At 65.8% G+C, this 21,739-nt stretch carries 22 protein-coding genes and 1 tRNA gene; 17 read left to right on the top strand and 6 right to left on the bottom strand.

Translation table 11 applies throughout. The features are described 5' to 3' along the window. Positions 1-4 precede the first annotated feature (4 nt). From ACETPF_RS13900 to thiL, 14 genes are all read left to right on the top strand, one after another. Positions 5-1,543 (top strand): ABC transporter substrate-binding protein, encoded by a 1,539-nt coding sequence (locus ACETPF_RS13900; protein WP_373935110.1) that lies wholly within the window; start codon positions 5-7, stop codon positions 1,541-1,543. Next, on the top strand, positions 1,528-2,520 hold the full coding sequence (locus tag ACETPF_RS13895; RefSeq protein ID WP_373935109.1) for an ABC transporter permease: 993 nt from the start codon (positions 1,528-1,530) through the stop codon (positions 2,518-2,520). The genes ACETPF_RS13900 and ACETPF_RS13895 overlap by 16 nt, the downstream gene beginning before the upstream one ends. Then, entirely contained in the window at positions 2,517-3,344 is an 828-nt protein-coding gene (locus tag ACETPF_RS13890; protein ID WP_373935108.1) for an ABC transporter permease, read from the top strand. The genes ACETPF_RS13895 and ACETPF_RS13890 overlap by 4 nt, the downstream gene beginning before the upstream one ends. Next, positions 3,341-5,137: an ABC transporter ATP-binding protein gene (locus ACETPF_RS13885; protein WP_373935107.1), complete on the top strand. Its 1,797-nt coding sequence runs from the start codon at positions 3,341-3,343 to the stop codon at positions 5,135-5,137. Before ACETPF_RS13890 ends, ACETPF_RS13885 begins: the two co-directional genes overlap by 4 nt. Before the next feature lie 129 nt (positions 5,138-5,266). Further along, on the top strand, positions 5,267-6,019 hold the full coding sequence (locus tag ACETPF_RS13880; RefSeq protein WP_373935106.1) for a DUF4198 domain-containing protein: 753 nt from the start codon (positions 5,267-5,269) through the stop codon (positions 6,017-6,019). 20 nt (positions 6,020-6,039) lie between these two features. Next, a complete protein-coding gene (locus ACETPF_RS13875; RefSeq protein ID WP_373935105.1) occupies positions 6,040-6,414 on the top strand; it encodes a hypothetical protein in 375 nt (124 codons plus the stop codon). After that, positions 6,411-7,115 (top strand): HupE/UreJ family protein, encoded by a 705-nt coding sequence (locus ACETPF_RS13870; protein WP_373935104.1) that lies wholly within the window; start codon positions 6,411-6,413, stop codon positions 7,113-7,115. Before ACETPF_RS13875 ends, ACETPF_RS13870 begins: the two co-directional genes overlap by 4 nt. After that, the gene (locus ACETPF_RS13865) at positions 7,112-7,708 is read left to right on the top strand and encodes a hypothetical protein (RefSeq protein WP_373935103.1); all 597 of its coding nucleotides are present in this window, start codon (positions 7,112-7,114) and stop codon (positions 7,706-7,708) included. Before ACETPF_RS13870 ends, ACETPF_RS13865 begins: the two co-directional genes overlap by 4 nt. Before the next feature lie 44 nt (positions 7,709-7,752). Beyond that, positions 7,753-8,859: a tRNA 2-thiouridine(34) synthase MnmA gene (mnmA, locus tag ACETPF_RS13860; protein ID WP_373935102.1), complete on the top strand. Its 1,107-nt coding sequence runs from the start codon at positions 7,753-7,755 to the stop codon at positions 8,857-8,859. Between the two features lie 32 nt (positions 8,860-8,891). Continuing rightward, positions 8,892-9,128, top strand: a complete 237-nt coding sequence (locus ACETPF_RS13855) for a hypothetical protein (RefSeq protein WP_373935101.1) — start codon at positions 8,892-8,894, stop codon at positions 9,126-9,128. Positions 9,129-9,301: 173 nt separating this feature from the next. Beyond that, positions 9,302-9,964, top strand: a complete 663-nt coding sequence (gene hisG / locus ACETPF_RS13850) for an ATP phosphoribosyltransferase (protein ID WP_373935100.1) — start codon at positions 9,302-9,304, stop codon at positions 9,962-9,964. Then, complete coding sequence (gene hisD, locus ACETPF_RS13845) at positions 9,954-11,243, top strand: histidinol dehydrogenase (protein WP_373935099.1); 1,290 nt, start codon at positions 9,954-9,956, stop codon at positions 11,241-11,243. Before hisG ends, hisD begins: the two co-directional genes overlap by 11 nt. An 85-nt stretch (positions 11,244-11,328) precedes the next feature. Further along, on the top strand, positions 11,329-11,775 hold the full coding sequence (gene nusB / locus ACETPF_RS13840) for a transcription antitermination factor NusB (protein WP_373935098.1): 447 nt from the start codon (positions 11,329-11,331) through the stop codon (positions 11,773-11,775). 58 nt (positions 11,776-11,833) lie between these two features. Further along, positions 11,834-12,748 (top strand): thiamine-phosphate kinase, encoded by a 915-nt coding sequence (thiL, locus tag ACETPF_RS13835; protein ID WP_373935097.1) that lies wholly within the window; start codon positions 11,834-11,836, stop codon positions 12,746-12,748. Here thiL and ACETPF_RS13830 read toward each other — a convergent pair. Together ACETPF_RS13830 and ACETPF_RS13825 are read right to left on the bottom strand one after the other, a co-directional pair. Then, complete coding sequence (locus ACETPF_RS13830) at positions 12,745-13,371, bottom strand: DUF1345 domain-containing protein (RefSeq protein WP_373935096.1); 627 nt, start codon at positions 13,369-13,371, stop codon at positions 12,745-12,747. The two genes, thiL and ACETPF_RS13830, sit on opposite strands and share 4 nt — an antisense overlap. 41 nt (positions 13,372-13,412) lie before the next feature. Continuing rightward, complete coding sequence (locus tag ACETPF_RS13825) at positions 13,413-13,991, bottom strand: peptidase S14 (protein ID WP_373935095.1); 579 nt, start codon at positions 13,989-13,991, stop codon at positions 13,413-13,415. Between the two features lie 129 nt (positions 13,992-14,120). On the opposite strand from ACETPF_RS13825, the gene ruvA reads away from it, so the two are divergent. Then, positions 14,121-14,729, top strand: coding sequence for a Holliday junction branch migration protein RuvA (ruvA, locus tag ACETPF_RS13820; RefSeq protein ID WP_373935094.1), 609 nt, complete (start codon positions 14,121-14,123; stop codon positions 14,727-14,729). After that, on the top strand, positions 14,726-15,748 hold the full coding sequence (gene ruvB, locus ACETPF_RS13815) for a Holliday junction branch migration DNA helicase RuvB (RefSeq protein WP_373935093.1): 1,023 nt from the start codon (positions 14,726-14,728) through the stop codon (positions 15,746-15,748). Before ruvA ends, ruvB begins: the two co-directional genes overlap by 4 nt. 84 nt (positions 15,749-15,832) lie before the next feature. Here ruvB and ACETPF_RS13810 read toward each other — a convergent pair whose 3' ends face one another. Then, on the bottom strand, positions 15,833-16,639 hold the full coding sequence (locus tag ACETPF_RS13810) for a DUF1134 domain-containing protein (protein ID WP_373935092.1): 807 nt from the start codon (positions 16,637-16,639) through the stop codon (positions 15,833-15,835). 236 nt (positions 16,640-16,875) lie between these two features. On the opposite strand from ACETPF_RS13810, the gene ACETPF_RS13805 reads away from it, so the two are divergent. Beyond that, positions 16,876-16,967, top strand: a tRNA-Ser gene (locus tag ACETPF_RS13805). A 73-nt stretch (positions 16,968-17,040) separates the two neighbouring features. Here the strand turns inward: ACETPF_RS13805 and ACETPF_RS13800 are convergent. The 3 genes from ACETPF_RS13800 to ACETPF_RS13790 are packed head-to-tail and all read right to left on the bottom strand — an operon-like array spanning position 17,041 to position 21,566. Then, positions 17,041-17,940 (bottom strand): ROK family protein, encoded by a 900-nt coding sequence (locus tag ACETPF_RS13800; RefSeq protein ID WP_373935091.1) that lies wholly within the window; start codon positions 17,938-17,940, stop codon positions 17,041-17,043. Next, on the bottom strand, positions 17,937-19,091 hold the full coding sequence (locus ACETPF_RS13795; RefSeq protein WP_373935090.1) for a glycoside hydrolase family 68 protein: 1,155 nt from the start codon (positions 19,089-19,091) through the stop codon (positions 17,937-17,939). Before ACETPF_RS13795 ends, ACETPF_RS13800 begins: the two co-directional genes overlap by 4 nt. A 3-nt stretch (positions 19,092-19,094) precedes the next feature. Then, positions 19,095-21,566, bottom strand: a complete 2,472-nt coding sequence (locus tag ACETPF_RS13790) for a TonB-dependent receptor domain-containing protein (RefSeq protein WP_373935089.1) — start codon at positions 21,564-21,566, stop codon at positions 19,095-19,097. Positions 21,567-21,739: the final 173 nt, after the last annotated feature.

The raw sequence follows: 21,739 nt of genomic DNA, 5'->3' as shown, positions 1-21,739 counted from the left end.
GCCCGTGGCGAACCTCATCTCCACCGATCTGTCCCGGCGGACGTTGCTGGGGGGACTGGCTGCGGTGGTGGCCGTGGGCGGCGCGCGCGCGGCGACCGGCCGGCCCAAAGTGGGCGGGCGCATCCGCGTCGCCAGCATCGCCGCCTCCACCGCCGACACGCTCGATCCGGCGAAGGGAAACCTGTCGACCGACTATATGCGGCTGTACCTGATCTACAGCGGCCTCACCCAATATGACGGCCAGCTTCGTGCGCTACCGGGCCTCGCCGAACGAATCGAGACGCGCGACAATATCGTCTGGCATATCCGCCTGCGCAAAGGCGTGCATTTCCATAACGGCAAACCGCTGACGGCGGACGATGTCGTCTATTCGCTGATGCGCCACCGCGATCCCGCCACCGGCTCCAAGGCGCTGGCCGTCGCCGAACAATTCGCAAGCGCCCGCAAGACCGGCCCGCTCGACCTGCAACTGCGGCTGACCGGCCCAAATCCCGATCTGCCCGTCATTCTGGCCCAGCCCCATTTCCTGATCGTCGAAAATGGCCGCCGCGATTTCAGCGTGGCGAACGGCACCGGCCCCTATATCTGCCGCGCCTTCGCGCCAGGCATTCGCACCATCGTGCGGCGCAATCCCAATTACTGGAAACCCGGCCGCCCTTATCTCGACGAGATAGAGGTGATCGCCATCCCCGACGAGATTTCGCGGGTCAACGCGCTGCTGTCCGGCGACGTGCAGATGATCAACGCGGTCAGCCCCGGATCGGTCAAGCGCCTGCGCGCCTCGCCCGGCCACGCCTTCATGGAAACCAAGTCGGGCCTGTTCACCGATCTCGTCATGCGGCAGGACAATCCGGTCACGGGCCATCCCGATTTCGTGCTGGCGATGAAATATCTGCTGGACCGCGAGCTCATCAAGCGCGCCCTATTCCGCGGCTATGCGACGATCGCCAACGATCATCCGGTGCCGCCCTTCAGCCCCTATTACAACGCCGACATCCCGCAGCGCCCGTTCGATCCCGATCGCGCCCGCTTCCTGCTGAAGCGATCGGGGCTGCTGGGTACGCGCCTGCCGGTCTATGTGTCGCCGGCCGCCAACGGGTCCGTCGACATGGGCTCGGTGCTTCAGGAACATGCCGCGCGCATCGGGCTGCATCTCGCCATCAACCGGGTGCCGAGCGACGGCTATTGGGCGTCGCACTGGATGAAGCATCCGCTGACCTTCGGCAACGTCAATCCGCGCCCCACAGTCGATATGATGTTCAGCCTCTTCTTCCAGTCCAAGGCGCTGTCGAACGAATCGGGCTGGAACAATCCGCGCTTCGACCGGCTGCTGCTGGAGGCGCGCCGATCCACCGACGAAGCGCATCGCAAGACGATCTATGGCGAAATGCAGTGGATCGTGCACAGCCACGGCGGCGTCGGCATCCCCGTATTCCAGAGCCTGATGGACGGGTTCGACAGGCGCCTCAAAGGCATATTCCCCATCCCGCTCGGCGGCTTCATGGCCTATACGTTCGGCGACCATGTATGGTGGGACGCATGAGCGGCGCGCCGGCCGCATCCCGCTGGCAGGGGCCACTGCGGCTCATCATCCAGCGCATCGGGCTCGCCGTCCTCACCCTGTTTCTGGTATCGCTTGTCATCTTCACGATCAGCGGGCTGCTGCCGGGCGACGCCGCGCAGGAAGTGCTGGGGCAAAGCGCCACGCCCGAGCAGGTGGCGGCACTGCGCCACGACATGGGCCTCGATCAGCCTGGTCCGGTCCGCTACGCGCGCTGGCTTCAGGGGATCGTCACCGGCGATCCGGGCCAGTCGCTCGTCGCTAACCAGCCGGTGGCGGAGATCATCTCCGAGCGCCTGCCCAACACGCTGACCCTCGCTGCACTCGCCGCTCTGCTATCGGTGCCCTTTGCCTTCCTGATCGGCATCGCTTCGGCGGTCGCGCGCGGGCAGAGGCTCGATCGCGCGCTCAATATCCTCACCCTGTCGATGGTCGCGCTGCCCGAATTTCTGGTTGCGACGATCGCGGTGCTGATCCTGTCGGTGAAGCTGCTCTGGCTGCCCTCGATCGCGCTGATCCCGGAAAACCCGACGCCCGGCGAGTTTCTGCGCGCCTACGCCATGCCGGTGATGGTGCTGGCGGTGGGCGTGATCGCGCAACTGGGCCGCATGATCCGCGCCGCCATCATCGCCGAACTCGACCGCCCCTATGTCGAAATGGCGCGGCTGAAGGGCGTCGCGCCGATCCGCCTCATCTTCCGCCATGTCCTGCCCAATGCGGTCGGCCCCATCGTCAACGCCATGGCGCTCAGCCTGTCCTATCTTTTCGGAGGCGCGATCATCGTGGAAACGATCTTCAGCTATCCCGGCCTCGCCAGCCTGATGGTGAACGCCGTCACCTCGCGCGATATGCCGTTGCTTCAGGCCTGCGCCATGATCTTCTGCGCCGCCTACCTCCTCCTGGTGCTGATCGCCGATACCGTCGCGATCCTCGCCAATCCCAGGTTGCGCCAGGGATGAAGCGCCGGGGTCTCCTTCGCCGCGCGGGCGCGCTGCCCCTGTCGGGCAAGATCGGCCTGGCGCTGGTCTGCTTCTGGATCGTCGCGGCCGTTGCGGGACCGTTTCTCGCGCCCTATCCGCCCGGCGCGTTCGTGAGCGAAGAGGTGTTCGCCGGCGCGAGCGGTCGCTTCTGGTTCGGCAGCGATTTTCTTGGCCGCGATGTGCTGAGCCGGCTGCTGGTCGGGGCGCAGTTCACCGTCGGCCTCTCCGCCGTTGCCGTCGCTATTGCCGCGTCGATCGGCACGGGCCTTGCGCTCACCGCTTCGGTCGGTCCGCGCTGGCTCGACGAACTGCTGGCGCGTGGCATGGACACGCTCATTTCCATTCCTTCCAAGATTTTCGCGCTGGTGCTGGTCGCCGCCTTTGGTTCTTCCCTGCTGTTGCTGACTTTGATCGTCGCGATCACCTACGTCCCCGGCAATTTCCGCATCGCCCGGTCGCTGGCGGTGGGCCTAGCGCGGCTCGATTATGTCGAGGTGGCGCGCGCGCGGGGGGAAGGGCGGCTGCACATCGCCCTCGTCGAAATACTGCCGAACATGATCCGACCGCTGTTCGCCGACATCGGCCTGCGGTTCGTCTTCATCGTGCTGCTGCTCTCGGGCCTCAGCTTCCTGGGCCTCGGCCTCCAGCCCCCCGACGCTGACTTGGGGTCGCTGGTGCGCGAAAATGTGTCGGGCCTGGCCGAAGGCGCGCTCGCGATCCTGGCGCCGGCCATCGCGATCGCCAGCCTGACGGTGGGCGTCAACCTGCTGATCGACGCCGCAACCCAAGGGGTCGTCAAATGAGCGCGGCACCGCATGTCGACGTGCACGGCCTCAGCGTCACCGTCCGGCGACCGGACGGCACGCCGCTCCGCATCGTTGACGATGTCTCGTTCAGCATCGCGCGCGGGCAGGTGCTGGCGCTGATCGGTGAATCGGGGTCCGGCAAGACGACCATCGCCCTGTCGCTGATGGGCTATGGCCGCGGCGGGGCGGTGATCGGCGGCGACATTCGCGTCGGGGACGCCCGGCTGGACGGGCAGGGCGGCGCATCGCTCGCCGCGCAGCGCGGGCATCGCATCACCTATGTGGCGCAGAGCGCGGCTGCTGCCTTCAACCCCTCGCGCCGGGTCATCGACCAGGTGATCGAGCCGGCGCTGATCCACCGCACCGCTACCCCTGCCGCCGCGCGCGGCCGCGCGATCGATCTGTTCCGCGCGCTCGCCCTGCCGGAGCCCGAAACGATCGGCAGCCGCTATCCGCACGAACTGTCGGGCGGCCAGCTCCAGCGGCTGATGGCGGCGATGGCGCTCATTACCAAGCCCGATCTCGTCATCTTCGACGAGCCGACCACCGCGCTCGACGTGACGACCCAGGTCGAGGTGCTGCAAGCCTTCCGCAAGGTGGTGCGAATGGAAGGGGCGACAGGGGTCTATGTTTCCCACGACCTTGCCGTCGTGGCGCAGATGGCGGATCATATCCTGGTGCTCAATCGCGGGCAGGTGCGTGAGCAGAATGGCGTTCACGCAATATTGGACGCGCCGGCCGACGATTATACGAGGATGCTGATGGCCGCCGCGCACCCGGTCGTCGCGGCCCGCGCCGCGCCCGCGCGCGCTGCCGATCCGCTGCTTTCGGTCGAGGGCGTGTTCGCCGGCTATGGGCCGGTGGACAAGGCTGGACGCCCCGCCAATCCGGTGCTGAGCGACGTGAGCCTCACGATCGGGCGGGGCGCTGCGGTCGGGGTCATCGGCGAATCGGGATCGGGCAAGTCCACTGTCGCGCGGGTCGTCGCGGGCTTGCTTGCGCCGACGGCCGGAACGGTCCTGCTCGACGGCGCGCCGCTCGCGCCCACCGTTTCGGGCCGCAGCCGCGAGCAACTCCGCCGCGTCCAGATCGTGTTCCAGAATGCCGATGTCGCGCTCAATCCCGCGCACAGCGTCGGCGAGATACTGGGGCGCGTGCTGCGATTCTACCATGGGCTGCGCGGGCCGGACGCGGCGCGGCGCGTGGCGCAACTGCTGGACCTCATCCGCCTGCCGGCCAGCGTCGCCGATCGCCGTTGCGCCGAACTGTCGGGCGGGCAGAAGCAGCGCGTCAATCTGGCGCGCGCGCTGGCGGCCGATCCCGATATCATCCTGTGCGACGAAGTGACCTCCGCGCTCGATACGGTGGTGCGCGGCGCGATCCTCGACCTGTTGGCGGAGCTGCGGCGCGATCTTGGCGTCGCCTATCTGTTCATCAGCCACGACATCGCGACGGTAAAGGCGCTGTGCGACGACATCGTCGTGCTTTACAAGGGCACGCGCGTCGAAAGCGGCAGCTGCGACAGTTATGCCGCAGCGCCCTTCCACCCTTATACCGACCTGCTCATCTCCTCCGTTCCCGAAATGCGGACCGACTGGCTGGCCGATGAAAGCGCGCGCGCCGCCGCGCCCTTCGCCCATCTGGACGCACGACCGGACCTATGCCGGTTCCTGCCACGCTGCCCCGTGGCGGTGCCTGGTCTGTGCGACAGCATCGCGCCGCCTCTCCGCTCGATGTCGCCGGGCAACGCCATATTGTGTCACCGCGACGAAGCGGAACTGACCCGCTGAAGGGCGCGTGTAGCACCTGCTTCGCCAGCCCCCGCAAACGGCGTATCCTGCCAAGGTCGGCCCCGAATAGGTGAATCCTGCCGATCCCGAAGCATAGGCTCGACCGCACAACAGCAGTGGAGAAATCGCGTGGCGAAGTTCAAGTCCCTTGCCTGGCCGGCCACCCTAAGCGCCGCCCTTCTGGTTCCCGCCGTCGCCCCCAATATCGCCAGCGCGCACGGCATCTGGTTCGCGCAGCGCGCCAAGCAACTGGCCGTCATCTACGGCGTCGGCGCCGACGATCTGGAAGCGGTCAAGCGCCAGCCCAACATGGAAAGCGTCCAGGCATGGGACGCCGACCTCAACCCGATCAAGGCGCAGCTTCGCACCAATGGTTCGCTGGTCGTGGTCGATACCGATGAGCCGCCGGCCATCGTCAGCGCCGTCCTCCAGAACGGCACCTGGTCCTGGGCGCCCGACGGCGAGATCGTCAAGAAGACGCGGGAGGAGCTGCCGACTTCGACCAAGACCGAGACGACGATCAAATATGCGGTGACGATCCAGGGCGCGCTGACAAAGCCGATGCCGCTGATACCCGCGCAGGCGCTGCAAATCTCGCCGGTTGGCAAAATTCCCGAAAAGCTTGGTGAGCCGCTGACCTATCGCGTGACATGGATGGGCAAGCCGGTGGCAGAGGCCGGGGTGATCAACGACATGGTCAATGATCCCGACGCGATCGAGGTCAAGACCAAAGCAGACGGCACCGTGACGCTCCCGGTCCGCAACCAGGGGCTGAATGTCATTCGCGCCGTGCTCGTCACGCCCAGCGACAATCCCGCCAGGACCGATCGCTACGAGCACACAGCGACGCTCGCCTTCACGCTGGCCCACAAGCCCGAATGATCCCGCCGGGAGAACCCACCATGAAGTTCCAGTCTTTCGCCATCGCCTCGGCGCTCGCCCTGCTTGCCGTCCCCGCTTTCGCTCATGGCGACGACAAGCCGCGCCATGGCGGCCAGGTCGCCGAAGTCGGCGATACCGTGTTCGAGCTGGTCCGCGCGCCGGGCGGCGCATCGCTCTACATCATGGAGGATGGCGACGAGGTGCCCGCTGCATCGATGACCGGCAAGCTGATCGTTACCGCCGGCACGACCAAGACCGAATTTCCGCTGGTCGCGGCCAAGGGCAACCAGTTCGTCGCCAAGGGCGCGAAGATTCCTGCCGGCGCGCGGGTCGGCGTGCTGGTAATCAACAAGCAGACGCAAGCGCGCCAGACGGCGACCTTCGCCATCAAATGAAAGGCGCGCGCGTCGCTTTTCTGGCCCTCGCCGGTGTCGCGTTGACGGCGGGCCTGCTCGATCCCGCCGCCGCGCATGGCGTGGCGGAGGGGGACAAGGCGTTCATCCAGAACAATCCCGGCGTCAACATCGTCCCCTATATCTATCTGGGTGCCAAGCATATGGTGACCGGATACGACCATCTGCTGTTCCTGTTCGGCGTCATCTTCTTCCTCTACCGGCTTAAGGATGTCGGTGCCTATGTGACCCTGTTCGCGCTCGGCCACAGCACGACATTGCTGGCCGGCGTGTTCTTCAACATCCACGCCAACCCCTTCCTGATCGACGCGATCATCGGTCTGTCGGTTATCTACAAGGCGCTCGACAATCTCGGCGCGTTTCCAACCCTGCTGGGTTTTCAGCCCAACCAGAGCGCCGCCGTGCTGGTCTTCGGCTTCTTCCACGGCTTTGGCCTCGCAACCAAGCTCCAGGATCTCATCGCCTCGCGCGAGGGGCTTATTCCCAATCTCGTGAGCTTCAACATCGGTGTCGAAATGGGGCAGTTTCTGGCGCTCAGCGTCATTCTGATCCTGATGAGCCTGTGGCGGCGCTCGCCCGGCTTCACCCGTAACGTCGTCGTCGCCAACAGCGCGCTGATGGGCGCCGGCATCATCCTCACCGGCTATCAGCTTGCCGGTTTCATGATGGAAAAGAGCCTGTGACCGCTCCTGTTTCCGCAGCACCCTATCAGGCGTCGCCCGCGACGCTCCTACGCGCCGCCGTTGCCGCCTTGGCCGGCGGCGCGGCGATCCTCGTCCTGTTCGTGCTGCCGGCCGAATATGGCATCGACCCGACCGGCATCGGCCGCGCGATCGGCCTGACGCAGATGGCAGGCGAGCAGGAGGCTGCCGAGCCGGCCATATCTCAAACGCCCGCCGCCGCTTACGTTGTCCCGGCACAGACGCAAGCCAGCATCGCCCGGGCGACCGCCTTCCGCAGCGACGAGATAACCCTCACGCTCGCGCCGCACACGGGCATTGAGGTCAAGGCGCGGATGAAGGCGGGCGACAGTTTCAACTTCCGCTGGAACGCCACCGGGCCGGTCCGCGCCGACATGCATGGCGAACCGACAGGCGGGAAGGAAGACGAGTTCACCGACTACTGGAAGCAGAAGGACGTAAAGAACGGGCAGGGCAGCTTCACCGCACCCTTCGCCGGCACCCATGGCTGGTATTGGAAGAATCGCGAGGACGTGCCGGTCACCATAACGGTCCAGACCGACGGCTTCTACGAGACCCTGTTCGAACGGAAATAAGCCCGACTTTGCACGCCGGGGGCTGCTGCCCTATATGCGCCGCCATGCAGCCCCAGTTCCAGTTGTCCGAGCCGCTCTCCGCGCGGCGTATCGTCGTCGCCATGTCGGGCGGTGTGGATTCGAGCGTCGTCGCCGCGCTCGCCGCCCGAACCGGCGCGGAAGTCATCGGCGTGACGCTCCAGCTCTACGATCATGGCGCGGCGACGGGACGGACGGGCAGCTGCTGCGCGGGCCAGGACATACGCGACGCGCGCGCGGTCGCCGACCGTATCGGCATCGCCCATTATGTGTTCGACTATGAAAGCCGATTTCGCGACTCGGTGATCGCCGATTTTGCCGACGAATATATGGCGGGCCGCACGCCGATCCCGTGCGTGAAGTGCAACATGGGCGTCAAGTTCACCGACCTGTTTGCAATAGCGCGCGATCTGGGCGCGGATTGCCTGGCGACGGGCCATTATGTCCAGCGCGTGATGGGGCCGCACGGGGCGGAATTGCACCGCGCCGCCGATCCCGCGCGCGACCAGAGCTATTTTCTGTTCGCGACCACCCAGGCGCAGCTCGACTATCTGCGCTTCCCGCTGGGCGGCCTGCCCAAGCCGCAAGTGCGCGAAATCGCCGCCGAACTCGGCCTATCCGTGGCGTTGAAGCCCGACAGCCAGGACATCTGCTTCGTCCCCGACGGCGATTATGCGAAGATTGTGCGCAAGCTGCGCCCCGACGCGGACGAAGGCGGGGCGATCGTGCATGTCGATGGTCGGGAACTGGGCCGGCACAAGGGGATGATCCATTACACGGTCGGCCAGCGCAGGGGACTGGCGATCGGCGGGCAGGCGGAGCCGCTTTACGTGGTGCGGCTGGACGCAGGCAGCCGCCGCGTGATCGTGGGGCCGAAGGCGGCGCTTGCCGTGTCAGGCGCGGGGCTGTCGGACATCAACTGGCTGGGCGGCGATTTCACCGGGCCATTGACGGCAAAGGTGCGCTCGATGGCGAAGCCCGTGTCCGCGCGGCTGGAGGGCGATAGGCTGATCTTCGATGCGCCTGAGTTCGGCGTCGCGCCGGGGCAGGCGGCCGTCCTCTATTCCGGTGACCGCGTGTTGGGCGGCGGCTGGATCGCCAGCACGGAAGGCGCGGTGGCCGAGGCGGCTTGATGTTGGGTGATTGGGATCACCGACAGGGCGCTATGACAACCGGCGCTTCCTACAGGGTGCTTCGCGCCGTTGCTGTATCCACTTCCCAAATACCATTTCAAGTAGGCGAAATCGTGAAGTTTCGGCGCGTGGATTATAGCCGCTACGACGGCTGCCATATCTACCATTTCGATACTGATACAGGGGTCAAGTCCTATTGGTTGCATGATGATGAACCTTTGGAATCACTGATAGAAGCGTTTCTCATCCAACGCGATGTCCGTTTCTGACCTTATAAGCCCCTCCCCTTCAGGGGAGGGGTTGGGGTGGGGGAGCGCGGAACAACTCAACGCGACCCATTACGACCCGCCCCCACCCCTTGGTCTCCTCCCCTGAAGGGGAGGGGATAAGGAAGCCCCAAAACCTTGCCCTTTCCCACCCCTGCGCCTAAGTCCCGCGCGTCATGACTCGCCCGATCACTTTCGCCATCCCCAAGGGACGCATCCTCGACGAGGCGCTGCCGCTGCTGGCCCGCGCCGGAATCGAGCCGGACGCGGAGTTTCACGACAAGAAGAGCCGCGCGCTCCGCTTCGCCACCAACCGACCCGACGTGTCGATCATCCGCGTGCGCGCGTTCGACGTCGCGACCTTCGTCGCCCATGGCGCGGCGCAGATCGGCATCGTGGGATCGGACGTGGTCGAGGAGTTCGGCTATTCCGAGCTTTACGCCCCGGTTGACCTGAACATCGGCCATTGCCGCCTGTCCGTCGCCGAGCCGATCGATGCGGGGGACGAGGATCAGGCGGCGATGAGCCACGTCCGCGTCGCCACCAAATATCCCCACCTCACCCGCCGCTATTATGAGGCACGCGGGCTTCAGGCCGAATGCGTCAAGCTAAACGGCGCGATGGAACTGGCGCCTTCGCTGGGCCTGTCGCGGCGGATCGTCGATCTCGTGTCATCGGGCGCGACGCTCAAGGCCAACGGCCTTGTCGAAACCGACGTCATCATGCGGATTTCCGCGCGCCTGATTGTCAACCGCGCCGCCTACAAGATGCGCTCGGCGGACCTGACTCCGCTGGTCGAGGCGTTCCGCGCCGCCGTGGGGGTGCAGGATGCCGCTTAGGCTGGACAGCCGCGACGCCGGTTTCATGGCGGCCTTCGCCGCGCTGGTCGATGCGCGGCGCGAGGCGGACGAGGATGTGTCGCGCGATGTGACCGCCATCCTGAAGGCGGTCCGCGCCGGCGGGGACGCGGCGCTCGCCGACTATACGCAGCGGTTCGACCGGCATGACCTGAATGTCAGCGGCTGGGCGGTGACCGCGGCGGAGACGCGCGCCGCGCTGGAAGGCATCTCCCCGCGCCTCCGCGATGCGCTCGAACTCGCGGCGGCGCGGATCACCGCCTATCATGAAAAGCAGAGGCCGCAGGACAGCGACGGCGTCGATTCGGCGGGGGTGCGCCTCGGCGCGCGGTGGAGCGCCGTGGATGCCGCCGGCCTCTATGTGCCGGGCGGGCGGGCGGCCTATCCCAGCTCGGTGCTGATGAATGTCATCCCCGCCAGGGTCGCGGGCGTGGCGCGCATCGCCATGGTGACGCCCACCCCCAATGGCGAGATCAATCCGCTGGTTCTCGCCGCCGCGCAGATCGCCGGGATCGAGGAAATCTGGCGCGTGGGTGGCGCGCAGGCGGTGGCGGCGCTCGCCTATGGCACGGAACGGATCAGGCCGGTCGATGTCATCACCGGCCCCGGCAACGCCTGGGTCGCCGAAGCCAAGCGCCAGCTTTACGGCGTCGTTGGCATCGACATGGTGGCGGGCCCGTCGGAAATCGTGGTCGTGGCCGATGGGGGGAATGATCCCGAATGGACCGCCGCCGACCTCTTGAGCCAGTCGGAGCACGACCCGACCAGCCAGTCGATCCTCTTCACCGACGATGTCGCCTTCGCCGATGCGGTCGCGGCTGCTGTGGCGCGGCAGATACCGGCGCTTGCCACTAATGTCGTTGCGCGGACCAGTTGGGACGCCAATGGCGCAATCATCCTGGTGCGCGATCTGGACGAGGCGATGCCGCTGGTCGACCGGCTGGCGCCCGAGCATCTGGAGCTGGCGGTGGACGATCCCGAGCCGCTGTTCGCGCAGGTGCGCCATGCCGGATCGGTGTTCCTGGGCCGGATGACGCCCGAAGCGGTGGGCGATTATGTCGCCGGACCAAATCATGTCCTGCCCACCGGCCGACGCGCGCGCTTCTCGTCGGGGCTCTCGGTGCTGGACTTCATGAAGCGTACCAGTTTCCTCAGCCTCTCGCGCGAGGCGATCGGTGCGATCGGCCCCGCCGCCGTCGCGCTGGCGGAGGCGGAGGGCTTGCCGGCCCATGCCGCTTCGGTGGCGTTGCGTTTGTCCTGACACCTACCTCGTTCGGTTCGAGCCTGTCGAGAACCGGATGGACAGGGTTCTCGACAGGCTCGAACCGAACGGATTATCTAGTCTCATGAACGACCGCTCCAAATCCCGCTCCGCCGCGCGCCTTGCCGCGGTGCAGGCGCTGTATCAGATCGAGATGGAGGGAACGCCGCTCGCCGTCCTGCTCCACGAATTCCACCAGCATCGCCTGGGTGCGACCATCGAGGATGTGACCTACGCCCAGGCGGAGGAGGCATTTTTCGACGATGTCGTGACCGGCACGGACAAGCGCCGCGCGGAGATCGACGCATTGATCGCCGCGCGCCTCTCGGCCGGCTGGAGTCTCGACCGGCTCGACAAGCCGATGCGGCAGATCTTGCGCGCCGGCACCTATGAGCTGCTCGCCCGCAAGGATGTCGGCACCGGCACGGTCATCAGCGAATATGTCGATGTCGCCCACGCCTTTTACGACAGGCGCGAGGCCGGGTTCGTCAACGGCCTGCTCGACGCGGTGGCAAAGGACGTGCGCGGCTGAACCTCGTCGCCTCGTCCTCCATGGTCTTGATGCCCCACATGCCCTAAAGCGGCGGGCGATGGCGGACGAATATGAATTCCTGAGCCTCCTGCGCGCACGGGCGACGCATGAGGCTGCGCGGGGGCTGCTGGACGATGTCGCCGTGTTGCCGGTGGGCGGGGCGCGGCTCATCCTGACCAGCGATACGATCGTCGAGGGCGTCCATTATCTCCCCGCCGATCCGCCCGCCGACATCGGCTGGAAGCTGGCGGCGGTGAACCTGTCCGATTTAGCGGCCAAGGGGGCGAAACCGATCGGCTGCCTGCTCAACTACAGCCTGTCGGGTGACCGGGATTGGGACGCGGCCTTTCTGGACGGGCTGAATCAGGCGCTGGACCGCCATGCGATGCCGCTGCTGGGCGGCGACACGGTGAAGATGCCCGAGGGTTCGGCGCGCAGCTACAGCCTGACCGCGATCGGTGAGGCGAGCGGGCTGGTGCCGGCGCGGACCGGCGCGCGAGGGGGCGATCGGCTCTACCTCACCGGGCCGGTTGGCGATGCGGGCGTGGGACTGGAACTGCTCCGCTCGGACCCTGGTGCGACCGGGCCGTTGGTCGACGCCTATCGCCGGCCGCGCCCGCGCCTTGCCGAAGGGGGGCTGCTTGCGCCGGTCGTCACCGCGATGATGGATGTGTCGGACGGGCTGCTGATCGATGCCGCGCGGCTGGCGCAGGCGAGTGGTCTTGCCGCCGTCATCGACCATATCCCGCTGTCTCGCGCGCTCGAAAAGGCCAGGGGCGCGAGCACCGCGACGCAGATCGCGGCGGCGCGCGCGGGCGATGATTATGAACTGCTCTTCACCCTGCCGCGTGGGTCGACCCCGCCGGTCCGGGCGATCCCGGTCGGCCATGTGGAGGCGGGGTCAGGGCTGACGCTGGTGATCGACGGCGCGGTGGTGCCGCTGCCCGACCGGCTGGGCTGGGAGCATGGCTAACTCCCGCCCAGCACGTTGATGGTGAAGGCGAGGATGCCGAGGTTGAACAGGAACGCCGCGAAACAGTGGAACAGCGCGATCCGGCGCATCGCTGTGCTGGTCATGCCTACGTCCGACGTCTGGAAAGTCATGCCCAGGGTGAAGGCGAAATAGAGGAAGTCCCAATAGCCCGGTTCCTGCTCGCTGGGAAAATCGAGCCCGCCGCCATCCTTGCCCGCCCTATCGGGCAGATAATAGCCATGGGCATAATGCATGGCATAGACGAGGTTGGAAAAGAGCCAGGCAATCAGCAAGGTCGCCAGCAGCAGCGCGATCGATACGGCATCGGGGCCGCCCTGCTGGCTCATGGCGACCCCCACCGCCACCAGGATGACGAGGCAGACGACGCCGGTCAGCAACAGCATGAGTTCCCGGTTGGCGTCGTTCGCCGCCGCCTTGCGTCGCATGTCGTCCGGGCGGGAGTCGATCAGCGGCACCACGGACGCCATGAAGGCAAGGGCGGCGATGTCGAACCCCGCCATCACCGCTTCGTGCCACGGCAGCCACAGCGCCAGCGGCGCCATGGCGGCGAGCAGCGCCAGGAACATGCCGTAACGCCAGGGAAAGATGGGAGACGCGTGCATCCCCCGCATCAAAGTCCCGTCGCGCTGCGATGGCAAGCGGTTTAGAGGACGGCGGCGATCAGCCCGCGCGCCTGCGCCTCATTGGCTTCCAGATACCAGTTTTCCGGCGCTTTCTGGAGCAGTTCGTCCATCGTGACGTCGGAGCCCAGGATCAGATTCTCGAACCCCTCATTCTGGATCGCGATCGAGCTTTCGATCTCGTGCAGATTGGCCTTGAGCGTCGCGATGCAGGTGGAGAGCGGGCCTGACAGGTTGATCGCCTTGGTAATGAGCCGCTCATGGATCATGAGGCGCGTGCCGCGCGTCAAATAGCGGTTCTCGGTCGCGAAGAAGCTCATGAAGGTCGCACCCGCCGAATAGACCGCCGTCTTGCCCAGGAACACAAGGCGGCGTTCGGGATAGAGGTCCGAGTGAAATCGGATATCCTCGCCCATCATCCGCGCGATTTCCGGGTCGCCGCCCAGCGTCGAAATCTCGACCACCACCAAGCCCTGCTGTGGCGCGGTGCCGAGGCAGTTGCGGAAATGGAGATACATGCCATGGTCCACGACCCCCGACAGAGTGATCGCGGGAAATTCGAAATCCTTGGGGCCAAGCAGCGGCGCGCTGGTCATCAACATGGGTTACGTCCTTTGGAATGGGAAAGTCGGGCTGCACTACGCTTGGGAGCGCAAAAGGTGCCGCGCTTTCTGGCTGGCGTGACGCGGCGGAGGCTGTAAAGAACAGATCATGACCATGGGGCGTACGGCATGATCGCGAAACTCAAAGGGCGGCTGGACAGTACCGGCATCGACCACGCCATCATCGATGTGGGCGGCGTCGGCTATCTGGTGGGTGCCTCCTCGCGCACGCTGGCGGCGCTGGGGCCGGTGGGGGAAGCGGTGACGATCCACACCGAAATGTTGGTGGCGGAGGATTCGATCCGCCTCGTCGGCTTCGCGCGGGCGGAGGAGCGCGACTGGTATCGACTGCTGACCCATGTGCAGGGCGTCGGATCGCGCGTGGCGCTCGCCATCCTGTCGGCGCTTGAACCGCTGGAGTTGCACCGCGCCGTGGCGATGGGCGACAAGGCGATGATCGCGCGGGCCAACGGGGTCGGGCCGAAGCTGGCGCAGCGGATCGTCAATGAGCTGAAGGACAAGATCGGTGCGACGCCTGCGGGCGGGCCTGTGGGCGTGGGCGGCGTGGCGGCGGTCCCGGCCGGCAGCATGAGCGCCGATGCGCTTTCGGCGCTCCAAAATCTCGGCTTCAAACCCGGTGAGGCAAGCAGCGCGGTGGCGGCGGCGGAAGAGGAACTGGGGGACGGCGCGAGCCTGGATGCGCTGGTGCGGCTGGCGCTGCGGAAGGCGGCGAAGTGAGCGACGACGACCGCCTCCTTACCCCCTCGCGCCGTCCCGAGGACGTCGACGCTGCGCTTCGCCCGAAATCGCTCGACGAGTTTGTCGGGCAGCAGGCAGCGCGGGAGAATCTGCGTATCTTCATCCAGGCGGCGAAGGCGCGGGGCGATGCGCTCGACCATGTGCTGTTCTTCGGGCCGCCGGGCCTGGGCAAGACGACGCTCGCGCAGATCGTTGCAAAGGAAATGGGCGTGGGGTTCCGGGCTACCTCCGGTCCCGTCATTGCCAAGTCGGGCGATCTTGCGGCGCTGCTCACCAATCTGGACGAGGGCGACGTGCTGTTCGTGGACGAGATTCACCGGTTGAATCCGGCGGTGGAGGAAGTGCTCTATCCCGCGATGGAGGATCGTGCACTCGATCTGATGATCGGGGAGGGGCCGTCCGCCCGCTCGGTTCGCATCGACCTGCCGCGCTTCACGCTGGTCGGCGCGACAACGCGGCAGGGGCTGTTGACGACGCCACTGCGCGACCGCTTCGGTATCCCGGTGCGGCTGCAATTCTATACGGTCGAGGAATTGGAGCTGGTGGTGCGCCGCGCCGCGCGGCTGCTCGACCTGCCCATCACCCCGGATGGTGCGATCGAGATCGCCCGCCGCTCGCGCGGCACCCCCCGCATCGCCGGCCGCCTGCTGCGCCGGGTGCGCGACTTTGCCCATGTCGCGGGCGCGCCCAGCGTCGATCGCAGGGTGGCCGACGCCGCGCTCCAGCGGCTGGAGGTGGACCAGCTCGGCCTCGACCTGATGGATCGGCGTTACCTGATGATGATTGCCGACATTTATCGCGGCGGCCCGGTTGGGGTGGAAACGCTCGCCGCCGGCCTGTCCGAAGCGCGCGACACGATCGAGGAAGTGATCGAGCCCTATCTGATCCAACTTGGCCTCATCGCCCGTACCGCGCGGGGGCGCTGCCTCAACGGCCCCGGCTGGAAGCATCTCGGCCTTAATCCGCCGCAGGATGTGCAGAACGGTCTGTTCGACTAGGTTCGTCTAAGGGCATCAATCGGGAACGGTTGGGATATATCCAAGGCTGCCGTTGTGCGTCGCTTTGATCCCCCAATTCCGGTCCTAAAAGGGCAGCCAGTTCCGCTTTTCCGAGAACTTCATGTAACCCGCATTGACGCCCAGCCGGTAGCCGACGCCAAGGCGGATGGGGATCAGTACCACATTGCCCCAGCGCAGATAGGAGGCGGTGAAGCCGCCGACCAGATAGGCGGTGCCCTCCGCCGCGGGGAAGCGATGGTAGAGATCCTGCGTGTCGTAAAGATTATAGACGAGGACGAACGTGTTGGCCGCGTTGCCGCCGACATCGAAGCCGATGGACGGGCCGGTCCAATATACTTCGCGCTTGCCCTCCACCTTGTGGTTCAGCGTGCCCGAGCCGTAGCGCAGGCCGACGACGAACGCGCCCGATGCTTCGCGCCCCGCGATATAGGCGTTGGGGCGGCCCTGGTCCTTCAGCACCTTTTCGATGAGGCCGGCGAGCCCCTCCGCGCCCTTGCCGAAAACACCCTCGGCCGCGCCGATGAGGTCGTCCTGCTGGTAGCTGTCGCCGGGCGCGATGGCGGCCGGGGGGCTGCTGGCGGTGACGGGGGCGCCGGTGGCGGTGGTGCCATCGGTCGTGACGGCGCTGTCCTGCCGGCTCGTGCCCGCGACGCTGCCGTCGGTGGCGACGCTGGGGTCGACGCCGGGATCGGTCGGCGCGTTGCGGGCGGGCGGGGGCGGGGCGAGATCCGCGTCGATCGCGGTGTTGGGATCGATAGTGCGGACCTGCGCCTGCGCCATCACGGGGGCGATCGCAAGGCCCGCCAGCCCCGCCGCGAGCGCGACCGCGCCCCCCATCCGCCGGCCCAGCCGATCGAAAATCCCGTCCATGCCCTTACACTCCCCGCAACCCGCTCGAAAAATCGCCACGGGCCCGATTATCGGCCGCCAAGCTGAAACGGCAATGAACGAACGGCCATGCGAGTCGATTCCGCGCCGGAACGAATCGCGCGGCATGCCAGGGGCCAAGAAAAATCGCCGCGCTGCCCGTTGCCATGCCGCAAAGCCCCCGCTATAGCCCCGGACCTAGCCACTGCCCGCTTGGCGACAAGCGGGCAAATTTGCGCGGAGACGTGGGTGAGTGGCTGAAACCAGCGGTTTGCTAAACCGTCGTAGCCTTAAGGGGCTACCGAGGGTTCGAATCCCTCCGTCTCCGCCAATATCCTGGAACCTCCAGGACGATCAGCGTCGATGCTTCCATTTCGGGTGGAGAAGGTCCGCCGATCAGCTTATCAAGATCGCATCGCCTGTAAGGCGAGCGCCGACCCGCCGAGCGGGCCGGCGTCCGGGCCCAGTCCCGCGAAGCATATGCGCTTTTGCAAATCGGCCGGCGCGCATTTGTGAAGATAGCCGTTCAGGCGTTCCGCTATCGTCGCATGGATGGTCGGCAGCAGCATCGGCCGTCCGAGCGCGACACCTCCGCCGAGAAGGATGCGTTCGGCAGATGTAATCAGAAGAAGCGTGGTCAGGAATTCGGCGAGATCATGCGCGACATGTGCCCATAGCGCATCGGTCGCAGGGAGTTGATCGACCGGCCCACCCGCCCGGCTGATAAGCGCGGGGCCGCTGATCAGGCCTTCGAGACAATCGCCATGGAAAGGGCAGATACCTTCGAATACATCCCCCGGCGCCCGGCGGAGCCGCACATGGCCCGCTTCGGGATGCAACGCGCCATGAAGAATCCGCCCGTCGACGACCAATCCCAATCCCACGCCCGTTCCGATGGTCAGATAGGCATGGGTGCGACAGCCCTTTGCAGCGCCCCAAAGCCCTTCGGCCAGGGCTGCGCCGCCGACATCGGTGTCGAACCCGATCGGTACATCGAAACTGTCTCTGATGTGCCGCAGCAGGTTGAAGTTGGACCAGCCCGGCTTTGGCGTGCTGAGGATATATCCAAAATCCTCCCGGTCGGCATCGAGACCCACCGGGCCGAAACTTGCAACGCCGATCGCTGCAAAAGGCGTGTCGGTCATCCATCGCTGAAGCGTCTCGACCATGAACGTCACCACTGCCTCGGGATGATCGCCGGTGGCGATACGCTCCTGCCGAAGAATGCGCGTGCCCTGCGTCAGCGAAGCGATGCATTTGGTGCCGCCCAGTTCGAGCGACGCGACGACGGGATCTCCGGTCATGCGACGATCCTGCTGCTGTCGCGGTCGAGCGCCAGTTGCAGCACCGGAGCAGGCGATCCGGCGAACGCGGATCGAGCCTCCGCCTGGTCGCGGGGAGGGGCGGCGAGACCGACCAGGTCGGCAAAGCTCCAGACACTCAGATCGTCGAGCACAAGCCAGCTATAAGCCTGAAACGGGGCTTCGGCCGGATTGGCCACGACCAACCCCGTGCCATTGAGCGGTCGCCACGGCCCCAGCAGATTCTCGCTGACCGCACCGTACAAGCCGTTCGGTCCTTTGGGACCGCCGGTCGCGAAGACCCTGGCCTGAGTCGACCAGAAGAGGTAGAAGCGTCCGCCATGGTGGACCATATGGGGCCGTTCGAGCTCGTTGTTGAGGCCATCGGCATCGACCAGCGGGGGAAGGAGCGTGCAGACCCCTCCCTCCCGCCGGGCGACCCCGATCAGCCCGTTCCAGTCGGACGTTGAGCCCGGCTTGGACGCGCTGAACAGGATATATTCTTCGCCAGTCGCCGGATCGATGACGGGAAACGGATCGCGGAACGCCTTGATGGTGCCCACAGCCCCGCCCCCCGTCATATCCGATTGATAGAAGCGATCGTCGGGCAGAAACAGGTCTTGAGGTTTCGTCCAACCCTGTACGCCAGCCCCAGCGTCTGACAGGTCGAGCGTGCCGCGCGTGAGCAGCATCCGCTGGAGAAAGCTCGGTTCATGTTCTCCGCGAACCCCTGCGGAGGTGTAGTAGAGCGAAAGCGTCCTGGCATCGTCTTCCCGCACGGCCGTCCCCGCCCATTCCCTGCTTCCCGGATTGAGATCATCGGGTAAAAGATGGCCGAAATCCAGCCAGCCCTGCGCGCTTTTCTGCATCAGCCGAAGGCGGGCCACGGCGTGACGCGCCTCCGGGTCCGGCATGACCGGCGCTGACAATGCGATGACCAGCGGGCCACCGGGAAATTCAACTGTCCGCCCCTGCCGGTCGATGATCGGCCAATGATCCCACAGGTCGATTCCGGGGAGGACCGGCGCGCATTCCCCGATTACGGGCGCCCGGTTCTCATCGCCGATTGCGGCGACATGGCCGGCGGTCCAGTGGAAGCCATGGCTGCCCACCTTGGCCGAGACCCCGTTGTCTGATGTCGCCGTCGACGTCATCGCTCAGAAGCCCACCCTGACAGCGGCAGAGATGGTGCGGCCGTTGATCGACCGGGCGCGGACGATGCCATTCGCCGGGATCGCGCCTTCTTCGGCCTCGGTGAAACCCTTGACGTTGAACAGGTTGTTGGCGTTCAGCGACAGCTGCACCCGATCGACCGGGCGATATTGCAGGAACGTGTTGACCGTCGTGTAGCCGGGCAGCTTCAACTGGTCGCTATCCTGCGCGTAGCTCGACGTCGTGCCGATGACGTTGGCGCCGACCGTCACCGGGCCGACATCGATCTGCGGCGTCGCCTGGAACACGAACTCGGCCTGACGGCGGGGAACATTGCCCACGACCCCCGGATTCAATGCATCGCTGACGATCTTGGACTTGGTCCAGGTGCCGCCCGCCGTCAGGCTGAAGACACCTGCCCGGTAATTGCCTTCCAGTTCCAGGCCATAGGCGCGGTACTTGCGATCGACGAACCGTTGCGTCGTGGCTTCGAAATTCTGCTCTTCCGTGCGGGCCCAGAAGGCGGTCGCGTAAAGGGCGAGGCCGCCCGCGCGATATTTGACACCGCCTTCGGCCTGCTTGACCATGTCGACGGCCGCGTTGGAATCGACCAGATGCCCGTCGACGGTGCTGACCGCCGGGCCGAACAGCAGGCGATCGGCATTGGCGCGCCCGCCCTGGCTGTAGCGGGCGAAGATCGCCAGATCATCGGCCAGGCGATAATTCGCGCCCAGCGAATAGGACCAGTAATGGAAATTATAGTCCACTGGCGCCGGGCTGGTCAGCGGAATGACCGACACGCGCGTTTCTGCGTCGGAAATCACGCCGTCCCCGTTCATGTCACGCGACACCGTGCCGATCCGGCCACCGCCCAGATCCGCGCCCGCGATCGACCCGTTGGCGTCTCCGAAGTCGTAGCGGATGCTGCCATCCAGCGTCAGCTTGTCCGACGCCCAGCTCAGCGAGGCGAACGGCGCATTGGTGTTATAGTCGACATTATAGCTGCGTCGGCAGCAGCCGCCGAAATAGCTGGCGCCATAGCCGTAAATGCCGTCCTGCGTCACGGGCTGGCCCGTGGCGGACGCTATGTTGACGAGCGCCGCCTTGCCGCCGCCCACGACGTCGGACAGCAGCGACGTCCAAAGCCATTCGGTATCGATCGTCTGCCGCGATTTGTAGAAGCCTGCCGTGAAGCTTAGCTTACCGCCGCCCATGTCGAAATCGCGCGTTACGCGGATGTCGTTGGTGATATTGTTGAGGCTGTTGAGCTTGGTGTCGAACACGACGATCTGGGCGAGGAGACCGTTGCCGTTCAGCGCAGACGGATTGGCGATGGCCTGCCCGGCACGGGGGCCGTTCGCGTAGCTGAGGGTCGCGCCGGCGCCGCCCATGGCCGTGGCGATGCTCGTCGCGGAATCGACATTGGCGGGGAAGTTCGAGATGAAACGTCCCGACACGTCCGAATAGCGGAAGCGCTCGGTCACCTGCCAGCCGTCGGCGATCTCGAACTGGCTTTCCAGCCCGAACGACTTGACCACGGGATGCTGGCCGTCGCGAATGTCGTTCACGACCGGGTTGTTGTTGCCGTCCAGCGTCACGTTGCGCGTGATGTAGCGTGAATGCAGCGTGTCCTGGTTGATGCTGAAGCCGGGAATGTTGCGATATTTGGGATCGCTGTTCGTGCCCGTCACGCGAACCGGATTGGGCAGGTAGCCGATGGCGCGATCATTCAGATATTTGCCGTAGAACCGGATGTAACCGCCGGTGAACTGCTTGGTGATGTTGAATTTGAGCTGCCCGCCCTTGTTGCCGTCATACCCGGCCTGGCGTGGTCCCGTGCCCTGCCGGTAGAAGCCGCCGATGTGAAAGAGCAGGTCGTCCGACAGCTTGCCGCCATAATCGACGTCAAGCCGGTAGTCGCTATAGTCGAGCCCGGTCGAAGCCTGGATCGCGCCGCCCTCGGTCTCGCCGGTCTTCGAAAGCAGGTTGATGACGCCGCCGGGCGAATTGGACGCGAAAGTGGACGCCGAGCCGCCGCGAATGGCCTCGACCCGCTGGACGTTGAAGTCGGCGCGCAGGAAGATGTCGGCGTTGCCGAAGGTGATGTCGCCATATTCCAGTACCGGCAGGCCGTCTTCCTGCAATTGAAGGAATTTGGCGCCGCCCGACGCGACGGGAAGGCCGCGCGCCGCGATGTTGGCATTGCCTTCGCCGCCTGACGATTCGGACCGGATGCCGGGAATGTTGCGGAACACTTCCGCGACCGATCGTGGGGCCGCCTGCTGAATGGCGTCGGCGCTCAGCGAGCTGACCGATACGGAGCTGTCCAGCTTGTTCTGACCCCGCGCGACTGCCGTGACGATGATTTCCGAACTATCGGCCGACGGCGATTGATCGTCCGTCGCAGCCGTTTGCGCCAGTGCCTGCGCGGGCGCGAACAGCGCGGACGTGGCCAGCAGGATTGTAAATGCTTTCATTTCATCACTCCCCAACAGGTCGGGTATGCCGACTCGGTGCATTATCTGTGTAGGGCGTGTGCAAACGTTTGCCAAGAAAGATTTGGCAAACGTTTGCACACGCCCCTATGGTGGGGATGAAGAGACCGGGCAATTCGACTCCGGCGATTTGTGTGAGAGGTGATGAACCGTGC

The organism is Sphingobium agrisoli, assembly GCF_041877245.1.
Classification (GTDB): domain Bacteria; phylum Pseudomonadota; class Alphaproteobacteria; order Sphingomonadales; family Sphingomonadaceae; genus Sphingobium.
Note: the sequence above shows the minus strand (reverse complement) of the source record. Positions and strands in the feature narration are given on the sequence as shown.